This is a genomic window from Mesorhizobium sp. M2A.F.Ca.ET.039.01.1.1 (assembly GCF_003998035.1).
In the GTDB taxonomy this organism is placed as follows: Bacteria; Pseudomonadota; Alphaproteobacteria; order Rhizobiales; family Rhizobiaceae; genus Mesorhizobium.
The window spans coordinates 1-17,378 of the sequence record NZ_RZRY01000050.1 but is presented as its reverse complement, the minus strand read 5'-3'; the positions used below and the strand labels follow the sequence as shown (position 1 = coordinate 17,378).

Sequence of the window (17,378 nt, the reverse complement as noted above, 5' to 3'; positions counted from 1 at the left end):
GCATACGGAATTCCCATCGGCCGGCATCGCCGGTGTCGATCTCATGGTCGCTATGCTCGGCGCGCAGCCTGTCCATCACCGCGCGAATGTCATCGTTTTGGATACGAGTTTGGGCGCTCAAGAGCTTCATCGCCGGGCCTTTCGATGTCGTCATGGGCACCGGCATGCCACAGCGTCGGCGGCTTTGCCACTAAAACATGATCATTAAAGTCAAATTTTGTGTCGACTTGCGGAAAGACCCAGCCTGCTGTCCGGTTTCAGCTGATGACCAGGCTTGCGATCCGGTCGCCGTCCAGCGTGAAGGCCATGTCGCCCTCGCCGTTGAAGCCATTGCCCGTCACGGCGACACGAGCATGGTAGGCGCCGTCACGCTGCGCGATGCGGACGATGCGAAGATTGGACTGCACGCCGATATTGTCTGATCGGTTCCACCGCGCGACCCCGTCGCGGCCATGGAAATCGCGACCCCAGTCGCTCAGGAAAGCGTCGTCAGTGAATGTACCGAGAAAGGCCTCGCTATCGCCGGCGTTGGTGGCTTCGACAAAGCGGCGGATCGGGTCGGGGGTGGTCATCAATCCAGCCTGTGCATCAGATCGTCATCCAGCCAGCGGCCGAAGAAATAGACCAGTTGCTTGTGCCACCATGGCCAGTCGTGACTGACGTCGCCGCCCCAATAGTCGACCCAGGCGGGAATGGATTTGTCGCGCAGCACCTGCTCCAGCTCGCGCGTCTCGACCAGCATGCGCTCTTCCCAGGCGCCCTGCCCGCAGCAGAAAATCAGCCTCAGCGCCCTGAGCCGCCCGAGCAGCTTCTGGTCGACGATGCCCGGCAGATAGTCGAGCGGCGAATTGAAATAGATGTTGCCTTCCAGCTGCCGGCCGAAAAAGTCGCGGGCCGAATAGACGCCGGACAGCGAGATCACGCCGCTTGCCAGTTCCGGGAACCGGAACACGAAATTCGACGAATGATAGCCGCCCATCGAGCAGCCGCAGAACAATGGCTTCAAGGGGCGGCCGCCATTGGATTTGGCGGCGACCGCCTGCAGCTCCGGCAGCGCCTCTTCCCGCACATAGCGGAAATAGGCCTCGTGCCGCGCGATGCGATGCGCCGCATCGGCATGCTTGTTGAAGAAGGATTCCGAATCGATGCCGTCCAGCGTGAAGAGCTGGATGCGGCCGGTGTCGATGAACTCGGCAAGCGCGCCAACCCCGCCCGAATCCTCAAACTGGTAGAACCGTCCTTGCGAGGTCGGGAACACCACCACCGGGCGCCCGGCATGACCGTAGCGCTTGTATTCCATGTCGCGGCCGAGACTACGGGCATGGCCCTTGTGATAGGAGACGTCCATTGGCTCAGGCCTTTTCCGCGTGGATATAGTCGACCGCCTGGCGCAGTGCCTTCTGATCCTTCGAACGCATCTGGTAGGCGTAATTGCCCATGGCGCGGCTGAAAACCTCTTCGATGGCCTGATGATGGACGATCTTGTCGCCATGGGCGGCTAGCACGTCCGCATGGCTGTGCAAATAGTCGATATGGCGTTTGCGGCTGGCATAGGCGGTGAAATACTTCCCCTTGTAGGGGCCTCCGGCGGCATCCTTGACCACCATGTCGGCCCAGGCAGCATAGACGTCGATGTCGAATGTGTAGTTGATGGCGTCTGTCATCCAGGCGCCGGGCGGGCGCATGTTGACCTCGAGCGCGATGACGCGCTTGTCCTTGGTCTCGAACAGCTCGATGTGGAAGAAGCGCTCGCGCACGTCGAACGCTTTGAGGATCTTGCGCCCCGCCTCCTCCACCGCAGGCGTGATTTCGGGGAAGCAGGTGTAGCTCATGTGGCGGTCCTTGTTGACCGCGTCCATGATGCTCTGGTCGTAGCGGTGGCTGGCCGCCAGCACAACCTCGCCGTCGCGGTTGACCAGCCCATCGAAGGTCACCACCAGCCCCTCGATGAACTGTTCCATGACGAAGGTGACGTCCTCCGGCTTATCCCTGAAGAACTGGTCGAGCTCCCTGGCATTGGAGATCTTGAACGTATTGGAGGCGCCCGAGCCGGAATCCGGCTTGACCACCACCGGATAGCCGACGCGGCGGATGAAGGTCATGGCGCCGGCACGGTCGGAGCATTTGCGCTGCGGGATGGTCTCGACGCCGCTCTTGCGGAAGAAGGCGCGCATGCGGCTCTTCCGCTTCAGATTCTTCACGAAGTCGAGCTTGGTGCCGTAGATGTTGAAGTCGGTGCGGATATTGGCCTCGAGCTCCAGCCAATGCTCGTTGAGCGACTCGAAGCGGTCGATGCGGCCCCATTTGTGGATGAAGTGCCCCATCGCGCGGAACACGGCATCGTAATCTTCCATGTCCGCGATGCGGTAATATTCCGAAAGCGCGGCCTTCAGCTTGCCGTTCAGGGTCTCGTAAGGCGCGTCACCAATGCCGAGCACGGTGGCGCCGGCCTTTTTCAGCCGGTCGCAGAACTCGGCGCCGTTGGCCGGGAAATGCGGCGAGAAGAACACGAAATTCATGGGCGACCCCTCCCGGAGCTTCGCTTGGCAGCCAAGCCTTCGGAACCAAGTCTGGCCCATTTACAAGGCGCGGGGAAGACATCACCGCCCGCGACGAGACCAGGCTCGGCGCATTCGCCCCTGCGCACGCTTGCCTCCGGCGGGCCGCTCCTGTAAGAGAGCCGCCATGACCACGCGCGTCCGCTCCGTCGCTTCTTCTCGCCCCGGCTTTGCCGGCGGGACCGCGCGCGCGCTCGCTTCCACCCTGCTTCTTCTCGGCCTTATCGGCGATCGCCGGGTTCGCTGAAGGAGCGCCCGGCGGTCGATACCCGCCGCCTCAGGCGCATGCTCCTTGGCAAAGTCATAATCAAGCGAATGCAATTCTGGTAGAGGCGACGCTCGCCATCAATCCGCCCAAGGCGAACATGCGAGCCGCCCGGAGAAGAGACGATGAACGCACGAGAAGAAATCCGCGCCGACGAGGCTGAAGCCGGGAAGCGCGCGGCCGGCCACATGCCGGATGCAGCCCGCAAGTACCAGTCTTACCCCACTGTCGGCCTGACCGATCGCACCTGGCCGAACAAGGTGATCGACAAGGCGCCGATCTGGTGCTCGGTCGACCTGCGCGACGGCAACCAGGCGCTGATCGACCCGATGGGTCATGAGCGCAAGGCGCGCATGTTCGCGCTGCTCCTCGACATGGGCTTCAAGGAAATCGAGATCGGCTTCCCCTCGGCCTCGCAGACCGATTTCGACTTCGCGCGCTGGTGCATCGAGGAAGGCGGCGTGCCGCGCGATGTATCGCTCCAGGTGCTGGTGCAGTGCCGGCCAGAACTGATCACACGGACCTTCGAGGCGCTCAAGGGCGCGCACCGCCCGATCGTGCATTTCTACAATTCGACCAGCGAATTGCAGCGCCGCGTCGTCTTCGAAAAGGACGTCGCCGGCATCAAGCGCATCGCCACCGACGCCGCCAAGATGATCACCGACATGGCGGCCAAGGCCGGCGGCGGCTACCGCTTCGAATATTCGCCGGAAAGCTTCACCGGCACCGAGCTCGACGTCGCGCTGGAGATCTGCAACGCCGTCACGGAGATCGTGAAGCCGACGGCCGACAACAAGCTGATCATCAACCTGCCCTCGACGGTCGAGATGTCGACGCCCAACGTCTATGCCGACCGCATCGAATGGATGTGCCGCAATCTCGACAACCGCGAGAACCTGATCATCTCGCTGCATCCGCACAACGACCGCGGCACAGGCGTCGCCACCACCGAGCTTGGCCTGATGGCCGGGGCCGACCGCGTCGAAGGCACGCTGTTCGGCAATGGCGAGCGCACCGGCAATGTCGATATCGTGACGCTGGCGCTCAACATGTTCACCCAGGGCGTCGATCCGGAGCTCGACTGCTCCGATATCAACCGGATGAAGGATGTCTACGAATATTCGAACCAGCTGAAGATCCCGGAGCGCCATCCTTATGTCGGCGAGCTGGTCTACACGGCTTTCTCGGGCTCGCATCAGGACGCTATCAACAAGGGCATGAAGGCGCTGAAGAAGGCCAACACTCCGATCTGGGAAGTGCCTTACCTGCCGATCGATCCGGCCGATGTCGGCCGCACCTATGAGGCGATCATCCGCATCAACTCGCAATCGGGCAAGGGCGGCATCGCCTATGTGCTGCAGGCGGATTACGGCCTCAATCTGCCGCGCAATCTGCAGATCGAGTTCAGCCAGGCGATTCAGGCGATCACTGACGCGGAAGGCAAGGAAGTGCCGGCCAAGCGCATCCACGAACGCTTCCTCGAAACCTATATCGACCAGCCCGGCGCGCGGCTGAAGTTCCTCGACCACCGCACCTTCCCCGATACCGAGGTGAAGGGCCGACGCATCGTGGAGGCGGATATAATCGACAATGGCAGGGAAGTGACGATCACCGGCTCGGGCACCGGCCCGATCGACGGCTTTGTCGATGCGCTCTCGCGCCATGTCGGCGTCGACATGTCGGTGCTCGACTATTCCGAGCATTCCTTGCAGCGCGGCTCCAACGCCTCGGCCATCTCCTATGTCGAGATGGAATATCCGGGCGGCAAGCTGTTCGGCGCCGGCATCAACACCAACATCGTCGCCGCCTCGCTGGAGGCCGTCGTTTCGGCCGCCAATCGCATCATCGGTGGTAAGGCCGGCTGACCAGTCAGGCTCCCGAACACGACGCGCCTTGCGGACGCGCCGTGTTGCAAGCAGACGCAACTTCCTTGTCGTTCGTTAACCGGCGGGGGAATTTCCGGTGGCTTACGCGATCACATAACAGAAGCATCCTTGTGCGCCGGCGCGAGCGCTATATTATCGCGCCCTAACCTGTGCCGAGTTCGGAAGGATCGACACTTGGAGCATGCCCCGCCTGCCGCCCCCGCAGTGCGCGAGACATTGGAGCGACTGCTTGCCAGCGAGACGTTCGGACGATCCGAGCGTGCCCGCAGGCTTTTACGCTACCTGGTAGAGCGCGAGCAGGCTGGCGAGGCGGACAGGCTGAAGGGCGTTTCCATCGCCATGGACGTCTTCGGCAAGGACGGCGATTTCGACGCCTCCACCGACGCCGTGGTCAGGGTTCAGGCCGGTCGCCTACGCGAGCTCCTGGATCAGTACTTTGCCAATGAAGGCATCGCCGAACCGGTGCGTATCGCGATCCCGCGCGGCGGCTATATCCCCTCCTATGAGCTGAACGCAATCCGCCTGCCCGGTGACGCAAGGTCCGCCACCGGCAACATCGCGCGCCAACCCCAGGCATCGGCCGAAGCCGCTCCGGCGGCCGACTATCTCGACAGCCCGACATCGGACGAACCCGTGCCGTTTATGGCGCCGGCCGCGCCTGCACAATCACTGACGCGGCAACTGCGATTCTTCTGGGCTGCCATGGTTCTGGTCATTGCCATGCTCGGCGTGCTCATCTTTCGCCAAGGCGATGCCTTGCTCGGCGGCGGCGACACGGCGGTCGAAACGGCGGGCATCGCCGGAACCACGGCCCAGTCAGTATTCGACTCCTTGCCGCTCATCTACATTGCCATGAACGCCGATGGAGCAGAGGCAGCTCGCGTCGCATCGTCGTTGCGCGCCGGTCTTGCCGGTTTCGACACCATCGACTTCATCGGGCGCGCTCCGGATTCAACGCGCGATCAATCGGCCGACCCGATCAGTTTCGTCTTCGATATTGTTCCCGGCCCCGCCGCCGGCGACGTCACGGTCGAGCTGCAAAGCGTCGCGACCGGTCGGGTTCTGCTGTCGCGCAACCTGACATCGGCCGAAACCGCGCCCGGCGCGGTTGAAAGCAACATCGCCAGCCTTCTGACATCGACCATTCCCGCTTCCGGCGCGATCTACAGCTACATCGACCAGAGCGACATCAGGACCAGCCAGATCGGGTGCCTGGTGCTCGACGACCGCTACTTTCTCGACATGAACGCCCAGTCGCACGAGGTTGCGTATCGCTGCCTGGAGAAGCTTGCCGCCGACGGCACCAAATCGTCGCTCGTCTATGCGGAACTGGCCGCGCTTCATGGAGAGGCCGTCACCGCCCACTATCCCTATCCGCCAGATGCGACGCTCGAAAAGGCCATGTCGCTTGCGCACCGCGCCGTTCAGATGGGGCCTATGAACCCGCACGCGCATCGTGCCCTCGGCTACCTCAACTCGCGCCTCGGCAACGCGGACGAAGCGATCCGCTTGACGCGCAAGGCCTACGAACTCAACCCATATGATCTCGGCATGGCCGCCGCCTATGGCTATGGGCTGATCTTCGCCGGCAAGTATGATGAGGGAACGCCGATCCTGGGCCACGCGGTCGAGGCCTTCAGCGGCCATCCGACCTGGTGGGATTATGGCCTGTTCGTCGGCGCCTTCATGCAGGGCGATATGAAGAAGGCCGCCATCGCCAGCGAGTCGCTGCGCACGACGGCATCCAAGTCGCATTATCTGGCCGCGCGCCTGATCGGCGCCAGGCTTTCGGGCCGCGACAAGCTGGCGGGCGAGCTTGCCAACGAGCTCATCGCCGAATTCCCGAAATTCGCCGCCGACCCGCGCGCGACGTTCGTCGACCGCAAATATCCCGCGGATCTCACCGATCGGCTAGTGCAATCCTTGCGTGCCGCCGGGATCGGCAATCCGACCTAGTTAATGTGAAGCGGTTTTCCGTCTGAAATTGCGGAATCGCATCAAGACTAGGACATAGGCACACCTTACGCCCGTGTTTGGGCCACCTGATCGCAGCAGCGGAAGTATCACGCTGTGATCCGACACCTATTAGGACGGGCTTCCACGTCGAGCGCCTGACGGAGCGCTTCGGTCGCGAAAATTTTACTAGCCACAGGTCTGGATCAGGAGCAATTCAGCCACAATTTCTGATTGCTGCCTGCTCACCGCTCCTTTTTTCATGCTTCCACTCCCTTATGCCGTCGAGGCCGGCGCTGATCCGAAGACGATCGTCTTTCTGCATGGCTTTGGAGCCTGCCGTGAGATCTGGCGTGACGTCATGGCACCGCTGGCGGCCGAAGCGAGAATATTGGCCTACGATCTGCCGGGCCATGGTCATTCGCTGCAATGCGAGGGCATGGGCGGGGCCAAGCCGGCCGCGCGGGCCATCCTCGCCGATCTTGCCGCCCGTCAGCTGGCCAAGGTCCATCTCGTCGGTCATTCCATGGGCGGCGCGATCGCGACATTGATGGCGCTAGCCGATCCTGGCCGGGTGGCTTCGCTCACGCTGTTGGCGCCCGGCGGCTTCGGCCCGGAGATCAACGCAGCCCTGCTGCGCCGCTATGCGGCGGCTTCCGGCAGGAAGCAGATCCGCGCCAGCCTTGCGGCCATGTCGGCCCCGCGCAGCGTGCCGCCTGACCACGTGGTGGATGCGCTTTGCCTCATGCGCGAACAGCCCGGCCAGTTGCAGACCTTGATCGATATGGCGGCCGCGATAACCAAGGATGAGCGGCAAGGTGTCATCCCTCGAGCGCAGCTCGATGCGCTCGACATGCCGGTGATGGTTGTTTGGGGAGCGGAGGATCCGCTCCTGCCTGTCGGGCAGGCCGAGGCCTTGCCGTCGCATTTCCATCTGCACCATGTCCTTGACGCGGGTCACATGCTGGTCGAGGAGGCTCCGGACCTGATTGCCGAGATCGTGCGTCGCAACACGCGACGGCGGGCCAGGCGACAACGACCGGTGTACGGGGCGGCAGCAAGCTGACCGGCGCTATCATTCAGTGCATTTTGCCGGCGATTGTGTTAACTCGCTGTTAACCAACAGCGAGACAGCCGCCATGAAGGATGCAGGCGACATAATCACCCCGATCGAGCCATCGCGAAAGCTTTCGGATGCCATACGCGACGTCAAGAACGCCTTCGCCGACCGCGATGACGTGGTTGTCGACATGCGCGAGGCGCACCGCATGCGGCTCGATCTGCTGGCAGCCGAGCTTGCCTCCGTCTTTGCCGATGTCCCGGCTGACATGGACAGCTTCGACTTCGCCGTCTCGTCGGGCCTGCAGCCGCGGCTATGGATCGATGCGGTGAGCCACGTCGCCATGGGACGCGACCGCCGAACCTACCGCTTCCTCAAGGACACGCGCGTCGGCCGCGTGGTGCTGGCTGAATCGACCGAGATGAAAGCCGTCGCCGATGCTGTCACGCGCTACGTGGCCGAACGTGTCGTCGAGCGGCAGCACATGATGGAGGGCGGCATGGAAAGCGCCGTTCCCGGCCTGCATCGTCACGTGGTCCAGGAAGCGGAGCCGCCCATCCGATCCGAAACCGGCCGCAACGGCTGGACGACCTTCTTCGCCGGCCTCGGCCTGATCGCCGCCGGCGCCCTTGTCGGCCTGGCGGTTTCGCTGGTCTTGTTCTGGGACCGCATCATGCAGATGAAGATCAGCTTCTGACGAGTTGGCGCCCGTCTGCCGGCACGTCAAGGTCCATGCTTTGGAGGTCCGACGGCGGCATGGCCGGTCCGGTCAGCCCGCGCCGGGTCAGGCGCAGGCGCCAGTTGCCCCTTTCACCACTAATTTCGAACATGTTGTACTGCGCCGCCGGATGTTTGCCACCCGGCGCCTGGCCGGCGGCGGCGACCCCTACCACCGGCACCTTGGCCCCGCGTGCACCGATGGCGAACAAGGACGGCAGGTGCGAGTGACCGTGCAGGACGAGTTCCGCGCCATGCCGGCGGACGACCTTGTGGAACCGGGCAATGCCGAACAGCCGCTTGTGCTGCGGTACTGCGCCGCGCACCGGCGGGTGGTGGATCATGATGATCCGGAAGAGTCCCTGTTTGACCGTATCATCGAGGACCTTGCCGAGCCGTTCGGCCTGCCCTTCCATGAAGAAGCCGTTGGCCATGAAGGGTGCGGTGGCGCGCGCCGTGGTGACGCCGATCAGCGCGACATTGCCGCGCACGCGCAGATACGGAAAGGAATTGCGGTCGACCGGACTGTTGACGCCGTCGCCCGTCATCCAGGGAGCCCAGGCCCGGCAGACCTTGTCGAAAGCGCCCGGCACATAGGCATCGTGATTGCCGGGGACCACGGAAACGTCGTGCGGCGATCCGAGCGTCTCCAGCCAGTGCTTGGCCATCTCGATCTCGCCGTCGAGCGCCAGGTTGACGAGGTCTCCGGTGACGGCGAGATGGTCCGGCGCGTTCGCCTTGATGTCGGCGACGATCGTGTCGATGACGGCATCATGCATATGCCGGCGTCGGTTGCGCTGCCAGTTGACATAGCCCAGCACGCGCTTGGACGCGAGGTCGCGATAGGTTACATCGGGCAGCGGTCCCAGATGAGCATCGGAAATATGCGCGAGCCTGAACATGACCCCTTCTTAAGCGACGCCGGCGAGGCTTTCCACTCACCCTTTGCTGTTCGCCCAGGGATCGTTCGATGACCGGCACAGGCGATCCGGAAGAGGCGTTCCGCCAGACCGGCTGGCCGGGCCTGCGGGCCAGGTTCTTCCATTTTTACTTTCTGTTGCGCCGCCCGATGACGCTCGGCGTGCGCGGCCTGGTCTACGAACGTGCCTCCAACGCCGTCTTCCTGATCCGCCACACCTATGTTCCCGGCTGGCAGTTGCCCGGCGGCGGCGTCGAGTCCGGCGAGACGCTCGAGGAAGCGTTGACGCGCGAGCTGGCCGAGGAAGGCAACATCGCGCTTACCGCGCCGCCGGTGCTGAGGTCGATGCATTTCAACCGCCGCTCCAGCAAGCGCGACCATGTCGGCCTTTATCTGATCGAAGCTTTCAGCCAGACCGCGCCGAAACTGCCCGACCATGAAATCGCCGAGGCAGGCTTCTTCCCGCTCGACAGCTTGCCGGAGGGCACGACCCCGGCGACGCTCCGAAGGATGGCCGAGATATTTGGCGGGGAGCGCATCTCACCCTACTGGTAATCACGCCGCTTTCCTGAACCTGCCCCGGTCATGGGCGGCCGCATAATCGAGCTCCGGTCCCACCGGGACAACTCCCGTCGGATTGATCGACCTGTGGCTGCCGTAATAATGCGCCTTGATGTGGTGAAGGTTGACCGTGCCCGACACGCCGGGCACCTGATAGAGATCGCGCAGATAATTCGACAGGTTCGGGTAGTCGGCGATGCGGCGCAGATTGCATTTGAAGTGGCCGACATAGACCGGATCGAAACGAACCAGCGTCGTGAACAGCCGCCAATCGGCCTCGGTGATGTGTTCGCCGGCCAGATAGCGCTGTCGCGACAGCCTCTCCTCGATTGTGTCGAGCGCCTGGAACAATTCGCCGAAAGCTTCCTCATAGGCTTCCTGCGTGGTGGCGAAACCGGCGCGATAAACGCCGTTGTTGATTGCCGGGTAGACCTGCGCATTGATCCTGTCGATCTCCGCGCGCAGCGCCGCAGGATAGAAGTCGAGACCCGCATCGCCCCATTCGTCGAAGGCCGAATTGAGCATGCGAATGATCTCGGAGGACTCGTTGTTGACGATGGTCTCTTGCCTCTTGTCCCACAGCACCGGCACCGTCACGCGGCCTGAATAGGTCGGATCGGCCTTGGCGTAGATCTGGTGCAGGAAATCGAGGCCGTAGAGCGTGTCCCCGGTGGCGCCGTCCTCGGCTTTAAAGGTCCAGCCGTTTTCGCCCATGAAGTGGTGCACCACGGAGACGGAGATGATGCCGTCGAGCTTCTTCAGGGCACGGAAGATCAAAGTGCGGTGCGCCCAAGGGCAGGCGAGCGAGACATAGAGGTGATAACGGCCGGGTTCCGCCTTGAAGCCCCGCCTTCGGCCCTGCGCCGGACTGCCGTCACGCGTGATCCAGTCGCGCCATTGCGACTCTCTGCGTATGAACCGTCCGCCGCTGTCAGTCTCGAACGGGCGGTCCTGCCATTTGCCTTCGATCAGCATTCCCATGCGGCAATCTCCCTGGGGTTCGCAACAATCTAGGCCGATAGCCGGGTTGGCGAAGCCCTTCGGCGCTGAACAGTTCGTCAAATGACACAAAGAAAGACAAAAAGCGCCGATTGCAGCGGCACAAAATTGGTGCTAGCGGAGGCGCCCATGTTCGACTTTGCCGCGATCCGGTTCGACCGACGACGAAAGGGCGCCCGCGCTTAACAAGCGCTGACTGGCGAACGCTGCCGCTTTGCAGCAAACCTTCCTCGCATACCGGAACGCAAAGACCATGAGCCTTGCCGACGTGAAATACCTGCCGGAAACCCCGGCCCATGATGCTGAAATCGAAGCCATCAACGACGAGGCCTTCGGCCCGGGCCGCTTCGTGCTTGCCGCCTACAAGATCCGCGAGTCGGGCGGGCATGACCGCTCGATGTCCTATGTCGCCGTCAAGGACGATACGGTCATCGCCTCGGTGCGCATGACGCGCGTGGCCGCGGGCGCGGGACGCGCCATGATGCTCGGCCCGCTTGCGGTGCGCCCCGCCTTCAAGAATCTCGGCATCGGCCGCAAGCTGGTCACGATCGCGCTGGAAGCGGCCAGGAAGGCCGGTGCGCCTGCCGTCATCCTGGTCGGCGACGAGCCGTATTATGGACCGCTGGGCTTCAAGCGCTTCCCGCGCGGGCAGATCACCATGCCACGCCCGGTCGACCTCGACCGGCTGCTGCATCACGAGATCAAGCCGGGCGCCGTCGCCCGCTTCGCCGGCGAAGTCGGCCACGCCAGCATGGCAAGGGTCGCGGAGTTAGCGCCGGCATTGGCGCGCCCGGCAGCAAGCGCGTCGCTCTCGATCGACCCGGCTATTGCGGTTGCGCCGCCTTTGCGGGCTTCGTAGCATAATCCGGAATCCTGGGAGGCTTGCATGAACCCGAACGGCCAGATTGCGATCGTCACCGGCGGCGGATCGGGTCTTGGCGAGGCAACGGCGCGCACGCTTGCCGACAAGGGTGCTCGCGTCGCCATCCTCGATGTCGGCATCGAGCGCGCGGCGAAGGTCGCGGCCGACATCGGCGGCATCGCGGTCCAATGCGACGTCTCTAGCGGCGACAGCGCCACGGCCGCGATCGCCGAAGTGGCTGCAAAGCTCGGTGAACCGCGCATCCTGGTCAATTGCGCAGGCATCGCCATCGGCGTGAAGACGATCGGCAAGGACGGACCGCATCCGCTCGACCAGTACCGCAAGGTTATCGAGATCAACCTGATCGGCACGTTCAACATGATCCGCCTCGTTGCCGATCGGGCGGCGAAGCTCGATCCGCTTGTTGGGGGCGAGCGCGGCGTCATCGTCAACACCGCCTCCGTTGCCGCCTATGACGGCCAGATCGGGCAAGCCGCCTATGCCGCTTCCAAGGGCGGCGTCGTCGGCATGACGCTGCCGGTGGCGCGCGATCTGGCGCGCTCCGGCATTCGCGTCTGCACCATCGCGCCCGGCATCTTCAAGACGCCGATGATGGCCGGCATGCCGCAGGACGTGCAGGATTCGCTCGGCGCCGCCGTGCCCTTCCCGCCGCGGCTCGGCGAGCCGGCGGAATATGCCTCCCTTGCCCTCCACATCATCGAGAACCAGATGCTGAACGGCGAGACCATCCGCCTCGACGGCGCCATCCGCATGGCGCCGAAATAGCGGGATGACCGGATCGCCGACAGGTGCCGGTGTTTCCACCGAAAGGACAGGCCCGCTCGCCGGCCTGAAAGTCATCGAGATGGCCGGGCTTGGTCCGGTGCCGCTTGCCGCCCTGATGCTGGCCGAGATGGGTACCGATGTGTTGCGGATCGAACGCGCCGATGCCGGCCAGCCGCTTCTGAACCCGCCTGAAGAATACAACCTCGACCGGCACGGCCGTTCCATCCTCAAGCTCGACCTCAAGCGTCCGGCGGGCACGGAGCTGTTGCTGCGGCTCGCGGCACGGGCCGACTTGCTTGTCGAAGGCTTCCGCCCCGGTGTGATGGAGCGCCTCGGCCTCGGGCCCGATATTCTGCTCCAACACAATCCGGCGCTGATCTATGGCCGACTGACCGGGTTCGGCCAGGACGGACCGCTGTCCGGGCGAGCCGGGCACGACATCACCTATCTCGCTTATGCGGGCCTGCTGCACGCGATCGGCAGGAAGGACACGCCGCCGGTGCCGCCGCTCAATCTCGTCGCGGATCAAGGCGGCGGCGCGATGATGCTGATTGCCGGCATGCTCGCCGCCCTTTTCCAGCGTTCGCTGACCGGAAAGGGCCAGGTGGTCGATGCCTCGATGATCGAGGGGGCCTCAATGCTCGCCGCACCCATCCACGCTTACATGGCCGCTGGTCTGTGGAGCGACAGGCGCGGCGAGAACCTGCTCGATTCCGGCGCGCCGTTTTACGACACCTATGAGACGGCGGACGCGAGGCACATTGCCGTTGGCTGCCTCGAACCGCGCTTCTTCGGCGAATTCGCCAGGCTGCTGCCGCTCGCCGGGCATTTTGTCGGCAGCCAATATGACAGATCGTCGTGGCCCGCGATGCGCGCCGCCATTGCCGAGCGGGTCAGGGAGAAAACGCGCGACGAGTGGGCCGAGCTTTTCGCCACGTCCGATGCCTGTGTCGCGCCCGTGCTGTCGCTGGTCGAAGCCAGGAACCACCCGCACAATCGCGCCAGGCAAAGCTTTGTGACGTCTGGCGGGTTCGAACGCCCGGCGCCGGCGCCGCGTTTCTCGCAAGCCCCGGCAGCGGCTGCGGCAGCACCGGCCGCCGCTGATCGCGAGACCGCAAGCATATTGGCCCGTTTTGGCTTCAGCCAGGAGGAAATCGCGGCCCTTGCAAAGGCGGGTGTACTCGGCCGATAACCGGAGAGCAGAAATCAACTTATCTCGGGTGAGCTTGTGACCGAATCGAAAAAAGATGTCATTCGCCAGACCGACGCCGAAGCGATCAGGTTGGCGAAAACCTTGATCCGCGCAGCGCGTTTCGGCGCGCTCGCGGTTATCGAGCCCGGCACCGGCGCGCCGCTGGCGAGCAGGGTCGGCGTCGCCACCGACATCGACGGCGCGCCGCTGATCCTGATCTCGATGCTGTCCGCGCACACCAGTGCGCTTGTCGCCGATCCGCGCTGCTCGCTGCTGCTTGGCGAACCCGGCAAGGGCGATCCGCTGGCGTATCCGCGCATCAGCCTGGCATGCCGGGCCGTGCGGCTGGAGCGGGGATCGGCCGACCAGGTCCGAGCCGAACGCCGCTACCTCAATCGCAATCCGAAGGCCAAGCTTTATGCCGAACTCGGCGATTTCTCGTTCTTCCGGCTCGAGCCTGGGCGCGCCAGCCTGAATGGCGGCTTCGGCAAGGCCTATCTTCTCGAGCGCGATGATTTCATCATCGGCGGCGCCCTTGTCGAGGAACTGGCCGGCAGCGAGCAGGCAGCACTCGATCACATGAATGCCGACCATCGCGACGCGATTGCCCTTTATGCCCGTCACTTCGGCCGCGCCGCGGGCGACGGCTGGACCGTCACCGGCTTCGATGCCGACGGCATGGATCTCGCCGCACCGGACGCGACCTGCAGGATCTTCTTTCCCCAGCCTTTGCAAGCCGCGCGCGAATTGCGTTCGGTGCTCGTCGAGATGGCGAAAACGGGACGCGCGGCAGAGCAAGAGCGATAGTTGATCGCGCGCCGGCGAAAGCAACGCTTGATAGTTAAACGAAATGATCTACCTTTGTTATGGCGCTGATTCAGCAGCGCCTGTCGACATCTGAACATTGTGGAATCAGGCGCCATTGCCCCCTGGCGCCAGGATGAGCCAGGACCCTTGGGGGATCTATGATCTCAAACAGACTAATGGCCAATGCGGAATCGGCCGCCGCCTTTCTCACTCTCATGGGTAACGAAAAGCGTTTGCTGATCGTGGCCCATCTGATCGACGAAGAAATGTCGGTCGGCGCCATCGCCGAAAAGGTGCAACTCAGCCAGTCCGCGCTGTCGCAGCATCTCGCCAAGCTGAGGGCGCTCGATCTTGTCGAGACCCGGCGCGACCGCCAGATGATCTACTATTCCTGCAAATCCGAAGCGGTGCGCGAATTGCTGCGCATGCTGGAAGGCATTTTCGGCGACGGCGATCTCTCTCAGATGGCCTATCGGTTGCGTCGCGCCGGGGCTTGACCCGCGGCGCCAGTGGCTCATTACCTCGCTGACCATTCTCGGCGAGGCCTGTATGAACATCATCCCTATCGACGATCCCCAGGACCCGCGCGTCGCCGCCTATCTTCCACATCCGCGAGCGTGACCTCGTCGGCCGCCACGGCCGCTTCGTCGCCGAAGGCAAGGTGGTGCTGGACCTCTTGCTGTCGACAGGGCGCTTCGCTGCCGAGTCGGCTCTTATCCTCGAAAATCGGCTGGCGGGCCTGCAGGAAATCCTGCGCAAGGCGCCTTCGGATTTCCCGATCTATGTCGCGGCCGGCGAGGTCATGGACCGGATCGCCGGCTTCCACATGCATCGCGGCGTCCTGGCGATCGGCATGCGCGGCGATCCGGCGCCCGCCGAGCTTCTGGTGCAAGACTTGCCTCGGCAAGCCTTGGCCGTCGTCCTGGTCGGCATCTCCAATCACGACAATATGGGGGCGATCTTCCGCAATGCCGCGGCCTTCGGCGCGGACGCGGTACTGCTCGACCGGACCTGCTGCGATCCGCTTTACCGCAAGGCGATCCGCGTTTCGGTCGGCGCGGCGCTGAAGGTTCCCTTCGCGTCCTTCGACGATACCGCAGCCTTCACCGCGACGCTCGATCGGCTTGGCTTCAGCCAGTTCGCGCTCTCGCCGCGTGGCGCAACCAACATCCGCGATGCGGAGCGGCCAGCACGCCTGGCGCTCTATCTCGGCACTGAAGGCGAAGGCCTGCCACAAGAGCTGCTTGCCAGACTGCACACGGTACGGATCGCCATGGCGAAAGGCTTCGACAGCCTGAACGTCGCGGCAGCTTCGGCCGTCGCTTTGCATCACTTTTCAAACCGGTAGTGGCCCGCGGAACAGTCCGGGGGCGCCTCGCGATCGTCTCCTCAGTTGGACGAGCCGGCCTTCTGCAACGCCCTCACGCGGTCGGCAAGGCTGATGCCGCGCCCATTCTGCTGCCCCTCACTCGCCAGCGCCTTGGCGATAGTGGAATCCGGCCCTTCGAGCTTCATCGTCAGATTGACCACCTCGGCCGCCAGTTCGTTCATCTGTTCGCGAAGGCCGGCGCCGGAGCGTGCATCGCCCGCCGATTCCGGCATTACTGTCCCCGAGTCGGCAAGATCGGTTTTCAGCCGCTTGTTCTCACGCGCCAGGGCCGTCAGCCTTGCCTCCAGCCGTTCCCGGTCGGCCTCGAGCTTGGCGATCGCCTTGTCGACATCGTCGCTTTTCGCATCCGGGCCGGCAGTCAGCCGCGCGACGCCGTTTGCCACGGCGGTCTCCTTCGAACGTTCGCGCATTCGAGCAAGGTCCTTCTCGCGCCGGTCGAGCTTCTCCTCACGGTCGGCGAGCGTGGCGAGCAGCCGCTCCACCTTCTTCTCGAGCTCGGCCGTTTTCTTCTTCTCGACCTTCAACGCTTCGCGCGCAGCCTTGCTTTCCGAGGCGATTTCCTGGCTGTGGCGGTCCGCCTCCTTGCGCTGGCCCTTGAGCAACGCGATGTCGCTGGCGAGCTTTTCCAGCTCGGACTCGCGCGCAACCAGCTCGATCTGGCGGTTCGACGACGAGAAACTGGCGTCATCATACATCTGCTCGAGCTTCTGCAGCTCCAGCGCACGCTTCTCCAACGCCCGCTCGGCCTGCGCGTGCTTTTCCGAGAGGCGGTGCAAATCCTCCTCGCGTTGCCTGAGCTCCGCATTTTTGGCCTGCAAATCGGAGAGCGCCTGGTTCTTGTCCTTCTTTTCGACCGCGAGCCCCTTCAGGGCCTCGTGCCCGCGAGCGATCTCCACCAGCTGCTCGGCCACCTTCTCCTGCAAGTTCTTGACGGTTATCTCCAGCCGGCGCGTCGTCATTGCATATTCCGCCCGGACCCGGTCCTTGTCCGCCTGGATCTCGGCTTGTGTCAGCGGCAGCGACGCCTCCAGGCGTCTGCGCGTCAGCACGACGGCCCGCCGCCAGACCGCCGGCGCGATCAGCGACACCAGGAAAACGGCGCACAGGAAACCGAGTGCGAAGAACAGAACCGACTGGACCAAGGCGAGCTATCCACTTTACGGAGCGGCAATCGCTGGATTGTGCCATCTTGGCATGGCGGAAATTCAACGCTGCGGCAAGAGCTTGCCGCGGCGTGATCAGCACGGTCCGAGCGATTGTAACGGGCAGAACCCGATCAGAACGGGTTCCAGGTCGGCCTTTCGGTGAGCTTCAGATAGCCGAGATTGACCCCGAGGCGGGCGCCGACGCCGGTGCGGATCGGCACCAGCAGCACGCGATTGCTCTGCAGCACGTTGAAGCCCACGCCGGCAATGACATAGGC

At 63.8% G+C, this 17,378-nt stretch carries 17 protein-coding genes and 1 pseudogene; 11 read left to right on the top strand and 7 right to left on the bottom strand.

The window, feature by feature from the left end:
• Positions 1-257: 257 nt before the first annotated feature.
• From EOA24_RS06910 to EOA24_RS06900, 3 genes are read right to left on the bottom strand one after another with little or no spacing between them, the layout of a single operon-like run.
• Complete coding sequence (locus EOA24_RS06910; RefSeq protein ID WP_126081597.1) at positions 258-572, bottom strand: nuclear transport factor 2 family protein; 315 nt, start codon at positions 570-572, stop codon at positions 258-260.
• Positions 572-1,348, bottom strand: coding sequence for an alpha/beta hydrolase-fold protein (locus EOA24_RS06905; RefSeq protein WP_126081596.1), 777 nt, complete (start codon positions 1,346-1,348; stop codon positions 572-574). Before EOA24_RS06905 ends, EOA24_RS06910 begins: the two co-directional genes overlap by 1 nt.
• A gap of 4 nt (positions 1,349-1,352) precedes the next feature.
• Positions 1,353-2,519, bottom strand: coding sequence for an ATP-grasp domain-containing protein (locus tag EOA24_RS06900; protein WP_127258556.1), 1,167 nt, complete (start codon positions 2,517-2,519; stop codon positions 1,353-1,355).
• Positions 2,520-2,948: 429 nt separating this feature from the next.
• Here EOA24_RS06900 and leuA point away from each other — a divergent pair, with 429 nt between their 5' ends.
• The 4 genes from leuA to EOA24_RS06875 all read left to right on the top strand — a co-directional run bounded on the left by leuA (position 2,949) and on the right by EOA24_RS06875 (position 8,419).
• On the top strand, positions 2,949-4,688 hold the full coding sequence (gene leuA / locus EOA24_RS06890) for a 2-isopropylmalate synthase (protein WP_126081593.1): 1,740 nt from the start codon (positions 2,949-2,951) through the stop codon (positions 4,686-4,688).
• Positions 4,689-4,883: 195 nt separating this feature from the next.
• Entirely contained in the window at positions 4,884-6,665 is a 1,782-nt protein-coding gene (locus EOA24_RS06885; protein ID WP_126081592.1) for a hypothetical protein, read from the top strand.
• Between the two features lie 259 nt (positions 6,666-6,924).
• Positions 6,925-7,728, top strand: coding sequence for an alpha/beta fold hydrolase (locus EOA24_RS06880; RefSeq protein ID WP_126081591.1), 804 nt, complete (start codon positions 6,925-6,927; stop codon positions 7,726-7,728).
• Between the two features lie 73 nt (positions 7,729-7,801).
• On the top strand, positions 7,802-8,419 hold the full coding sequence (locus EOA24_RS06875) for a hypothetical protein (protein WP_126081590.1): 618 nt from the start codon (positions 7,802-7,804) through the stop codon (positions 8,417-8,419).
• Here EOA24_RS06875 and EOA24_RS06870 read toward each other — a convergent pair.
• Complete coding sequence (locus tag EOA24_RS06870; protein WP_126081589.1) at positions 8,409-9,341, bottom strand: metallophosphoesterase; 933 nt, start codon at positions 9,339-9,341, stop codon at positions 8,409-8,411. The genes EOA24_RS06875 and EOA24_RS06870 overlap by 11 nt on opposite strands.
• A 68-nt stretch (positions 9,342-9,409) precedes the next feature.
• Here EOA24_RS06870 and EOA24_RS06865 point away from each other — a divergent pair, with 68 nt between their 5' ends.
• The gene (locus EOA24_RS06865) at positions 9,410-9,913 is read left to right on the top strand and encodes an NUDIX domain-containing protein (RefSeq protein ID WP_126081588.1); all 504 of its coding nucleotides are present in this window, start codon (positions 9,410-9,412) and stop codon (positions 9,911-9,913) included.
• Here EOA24_RS06865 and EOA24_RS06860 read toward each other — a convergent pair whose 3' ends face one another.
• Positions 9,914-10,900 (bottom strand): glutathione S-transferase family protein, encoded by a 987-nt coding sequence (locus EOA24_RS06860; protein WP_126081587.1) that lies wholly within the window; start codon positions 10,898-10,900, stop codon positions 9,914-9,916.
• A 271-nt stretch (positions 10,901-11,171) separates the two neighbouring features.
• Here EOA24_RS06860 and EOA24_RS06855 point away from each other — a divergent pair, with 271 nt between their 5' ends.
• The 6 genes and pseudogenes from EOA24_RS06855 to EOA24_RS06830 all read left to right on the top strand — a co-directional run bounded on the left by EOA24_RS06855 (position 11,172) and on the right by EOA24_RS06830 (position 15,913).
• Positions 11,172-11,777: an N-acetyltransferase gene (locus tag EOA24_RS06855; protein WP_126081586.1), complete on the top strand. Its 606-nt coding sequence runs from the start codon at positions 11,172-11,174 to the stop codon at positions 11,775-11,777.
• Positions 11,778-11,804: 27 nt separating this feature from the next.
• The gene (locus EOA24_RS06850) at positions 11,805-12,566 is read left to right on the top strand and encodes a 3-hydroxyacyl-CoA dehydrogenase (protein WP_126081585.1); all 762 of its coding nucleotides are present in this window, start codon (positions 11,805-11,807) and stop codon (positions 12,564-12,566) included.
• 4 nt (positions 12,567-12,570) lie between these two features.
• Positions 12,571-13,758 carry a CaiB/BaiF CoA-transferase family protein gene (locus EOA24_RS06845; protein ID WP_126081584.1) on the top strand — a complete coding sequence of 396 codons (1,188 nt, stop codon included), beginning with the start codon at positions 12,571-12,573 and terminating at the stop codon, positions 13,756-13,758.
• 36 nt (positions 13,759-13,794) lie between these two features.
• Positions 13,795-14,565, top strand: coding sequence for a HugZ family protein (locus tag EOA24_RS06840; RefSeq protein WP_127409681.1), 771 nt, complete (start codon positions 13,795-13,797; stop codon positions 14,563-14,565).
• A gap of 158 nt (positions 14,566-14,723) precedes the next feature.
• Positions 14,724-15,062 (top strand): metalloregulator ArsR/SmtB family transcription factor, encoded by a 339-nt coding sequence (locus EOA24_RS06835; protein WP_126081582.1) that lies wholly within the window; start codon positions 14,724-14,726, stop codon positions 15,060-15,062.
• A 52-nt stretch (positions 15,063-15,114) separates the two neighbouring features.
• Positions 15,115-15,913, top strand: a pseudogene (locus EOA24_RS06830) (RNA methyltransferase).
• 41 nt (positions 15,914-15,954) lie between these two features.
• Here the strand turns inward: EOA24_RS06830 and EOA24_RS06825 are convergent.
• Together EOA24_RS06825 and EOA24_RS06820 are read right to left on the bottom strand one after the other, a co-directional pair.
• Positions 15,955-17,097, bottom strand: coding sequence for a hypothetical protein (locus tag EOA24_RS06825; RefSeq protein ID WP_126081581.1), 1,143 nt, complete (start codon positions 17,095-17,097; stop codon positions 15,955-15,957).
• Positions 17,098-17,231: 134 nt separating this feature from the next.
• Positions 17,232-17,378: EipA family protein (locus EOA24_RS06820; protein ID WP_127409680.1), on the bottom strand; the 147-nt coding region annotated here is incomplete at its 5' end.

Excerpts from the sequence above, each read along its gene's own strand:
- EOA24_RS06910 (WP_126081597.1), bottom strand. The coding sequence starts at position 572 with ATGACCACCCCCGACCCGATCCGCCGCTTTGTCGAAGCCACCAACGCC.
- EOA24_RS06905 (WP_126081596.1), bottom strand. The coding sequence starts at position 1,348 with ATGGACGTCTCCTATCACAAGGGCCATGCCCGTAGTCTCGGCCGCGAC.
- EOA24_RS06900 (WP_127258556.1), bottom strand. The coding sequence starts at position 2,519 with ATGAATTTCGTGTTCTTCTCGCCGCATTTCCCGGCCAACGGCGCCGAG.
- leuA (WP_126081593.1), top strand. The coding sequence starts at position 2,949 with ATGAACGCACGAGAAGAAATCCGCGCCGACGAGGCTGAAGCCGGGAAG.
- EOA24_RS06880 (WP_126081591.1), top strand. The coding sequence starts at position 6,925 with ATGCTTCCACTCCCTTATGCCGTCGAGGCCGGCGCTGATCCGAAGACG.
- EOA24_RS06875 (WP_126081590.1), top strand. The coding sequence starts at position 7,802 with ATGAAGGATGCAGGCGACATAATCACCCCGATCGAGCCATCGCGAAAG.
- EOA24_RS06870 (WP_126081589.1), bottom strand. The coding sequence starts at position 9,341 with ATGTTCAGGCTCGCGCATATTTCCGATGCTCATCTGGGACCGCTGCCC.
- EOA24_RS06865 (WP_126081588.1), top strand. The coding sequence starts at position 9,410 with ATGACCGGCACAGGCGATCCGGAAGAGGCGTTCCGCCAGACCGGCTGG.
- EOA24_RS06860 (WP_126081587.1), bottom strand. The coding sequence starts at position 10,900 with ATGGGAATGCTGATCGAAGGCAAATGGCAGGACCGCCCGTTCGAGACT.
- EOA24_RS06855 (WP_126081586.1), top strand. The coding sequence starts at position 11,172 with ATGAGCCTTGCCGACGTGAAATACCTGCCGGAAACCCCGGCCCATGAT.
- EOA24_RS06850 (WP_126081585.1), top strand. The coding sequence starts at position 11,805 with ATGAACCCGAACGGCCAGATTGCGATCGTCACCGGCGGCGGATCGGGT.
- EOA24_RS06845 (WP_126081584.1), top strand. The coding sequence starts at position 12,571 with ATGACCGGATCGCCGACAGGTGCCGGTGTTTCCACCGAAAGGACAGGC.
- EOA24_RS06835 (WP_126081582.1), top strand. The coding sequence starts at position 14,724 with ATGATCTCAAACAGACTAATGGCCAATGCGGAATCGGCCGCCGCCTTT.